Raw genomic sequence first — 406 nt, forward strand, 5'->3', positions numbered from 1 at the left:
GCGTCGTTTCATGGGGTGGGAGATTCACTCCGTTCTGTCTGGACGGCCATGATCCGGTCTGGCCGGGTGACGGGCCGGCGTTTCTGGAAACCATTGCGCAGCATTCGGTCGGCTTTTACGGCTGGCTGCGGGCTGTGGCGTTCCGGCTGGCGCAGCTCGTGGGCGAGGCACGTAATCCCATGGATGTATGCTCCGAGGGTGCGCTACGCACTGCCTATGGACACAGGCGCCATCCGTTCGATGTCGCGGCCGAGGCCGCTGCCGCGGATCAGGTCGCACGCCACGTCGCTGCCTGATCTCCGCCCGATACAGATCGCCCGCCTCTTCGTATCTGCTGCTCTGGCCCCGCTTGGCGGGGCCGTTTCCTTTCTGGGAGAAGTCCATGTCCGGCACCTGCCGTGTTGAA

The 406-nt window shown here is 64.8% G+C and carries 1 pseudogene; it reads left to right on the forward strand.

What is annotated here, in order from left to right:
- Positions 1 to 296: pseudogene (locus DY926_RS17460) on the forward strand (hypothetical protein); the annotation flags it as partial.
- Positions 297 to 406: the final 110 nt, after the last annotated feature.

This window comes from Komagataeibacter melaceti, assembly GCF_003403295.1.
GTDB lineage: Bacteria > Pseudomonadota > Alphaproteobacteria > Acetobacterales > Acetobacteraceae > Komagataeibacter > Komagataeibacter melaceti.